Origin of the sequence: Microcystis sp. M53598_WE2, assembly GCF_030067735.1 — a bacterium.
Lineage (GTDB): Bacteria > Cyanobacteriota > Cyanobacteriia > Cyanobacteriales > Microcystaceae > Microcystis > Microcystis aeruginosa.
Map to the genome: position 1 here is coordinate 1 of NZ_JASJFE010000694.1, position 2,071 is coordinate 2,071.

1 protein-coding gene is annotated in these 2,071 nt (G+C 36.3%); it reads left to right on the forward strand.

Translation table 11 applies throughout. The features are described from left to right. Positions 1-1,968 (forward strand): AAA family ATPase (locus PX636_RS14135; protein WP_288117627.1); only part of this gene is annotated, 1,968 nt, incomplete at its 5' end. Between the last annotated feature and the right edge of the window lie 103 nt (positions 1,969-2,071).

Here is a 2,071-nt window from a genome sequence, read left to right on the forward strand (position 1 = left end):
AATAATGGGGCAGGAAAAACAACAATTTTAAATGCTTGTACCTGGGTTCTTTATGAAAAATTTACGGCAGCTTTTGCCGAACCAGAGTTATTAGTTAATAAACGGGCAATTACGGAGGTAAGCACGGGGACCTCCCTAGAATGTTCCGCAGAAGTAAACTTTGAACATGAAAATAAACGCTATCAGGTAAAACGAAAATTTTTCGCCTATCAAGATGTAAATAGTAAAATTAAATACGGTCAAAATAGTTTATATATGCTCTACGCTGGTGATGATGGCAATTGGTACACACCCAATCAACCACCAGAGGATATTATTAATCAAATTTTACCCGAAAGTTTACACCGTTATTTCTTTTTTGATGGGGAATATATCGATCATCAATTTCGCAGTAGTAGCCAAGGTAAAATCGCCGAGGATACAAAAGAATTATTGGGAGTTAAAGTATTAGATCGAGCGATCGAGCATTTAAAAAAAGCCAAAAAATCTTTACAAGATGAGCTTAAAGATTTAGGTGAATCGGATTTAAAAAAGTTATTGAAACAGGAAAGTAAAATCGAGCAGGATTTCGAGAAATTAAAACAGCGTCAGCAGGATATTATTAACCAGTTATCCCAGCAGGAAGAATTAAAAAAGTCCGTGACTAATCGCTTGCTAGAGTTAAGTGGTGCCGAGGAATTAAAACAGTTAAAAGAAAAATTAGAACAACAGGAAAGAAATCTGCGGCAAGATTTAGTCAGAACTAAGGATAAGTTAAAGAAATTAATTTCCCAGCAAGCTTATCAAGTCTTTTTAAAAGAAATTAATCAAAATTTTCAGCAATTAATTGATCGCCTGCGACAACAAGGGGAATTACCCAGTGGTATCAAACAGCAATTTGTCCAACAATTATTAGAGCGAAAGAAATGTATTTGTGGTCAGGAATTACAGGAGAATAGCCAAGCTTATTTACAGGTACAAGATTGGATGAATAAAGCAGGAATGGCCGATGTGGAAGAAGCGGCCATTCGCTTATCTTCCACAGTCAAAGAAATAGATAAACGAGTCTTAGATTTTTGGCAAGAAGTGGATAATTATCAAGCTAATATTCACCAATGGCGCTTAGAATTATCTTTAGTAGAATCAGAATTAGATGAAGTGCGGGATAAATTTCGCCATTATCCCGATGAAGATATTAAAAATCTGCAATCTCGCTTAGATGCGATCGAGGATTCCCTAAAAGATTTACGCTTGGAACAGGGCAGCAATAAAAATCAACTAGATATCTATGAAAAAGAGTTAGAATCCCTGCAAAAACAGGTACAAAAACAGCAACAAAAAGAGGAAAAATCTAATTTAGGACAACGACGTATTTTAGCGACTCAAGAGGCAATTAATCGCATTAGTGAGGTAAGACAGAGATTAGAAAATCAGTTTCGTTTGTCCTTAGAAAAACGGGTACAGGAAATCTTCAGCTCAATTTCTTTTACTCCCTATATTCCCCGTATTAGTCCCGATTACGAGGTAAGATTATTAGAAAATACCACAGGATTTGCCATTCCCGTGGCAGCTTCTACCGGAGAAAATCAGATTCTCAGTTTATCTTTTATCGGGGGAATTATCGATCGAGTGCGAGAATGGAGTCAGAAAAATACTTTGATGGGAATTGATAGCAGCACTTTTCCTCTGGTGATGGATTCTCCTTTTGGTAGTCTTGATCATATCTATCGTCGGCAAGTTGCGATCGCTATTCCTAAATTAGCCAATCAGTTAGTTGTTTTAGTGACAAAAACTCAATGGAGAGGAGAAGTAGAAACCGAGATTTCTCCCTATATTGGTAAAGAATATGTGTTAGTTTATAATTCTCCGAAAGCGGATTGTCAAGAGGATTTAATTCATCTTCATGGTGTTGATTATTCTCTAGTGAAACGCAGTCCTAATAATTTTGAATATACGGAAATTATCGAAGTTAATCGATTTTCCTCCTGACTGCTAAATGGCTGCATCTCACCTTTGCAGAAATACAGACAATCAGCAATTATCATTGACTCTTAAATTGGTACAAAAATATGAACAATCGCGTGTAAGCATC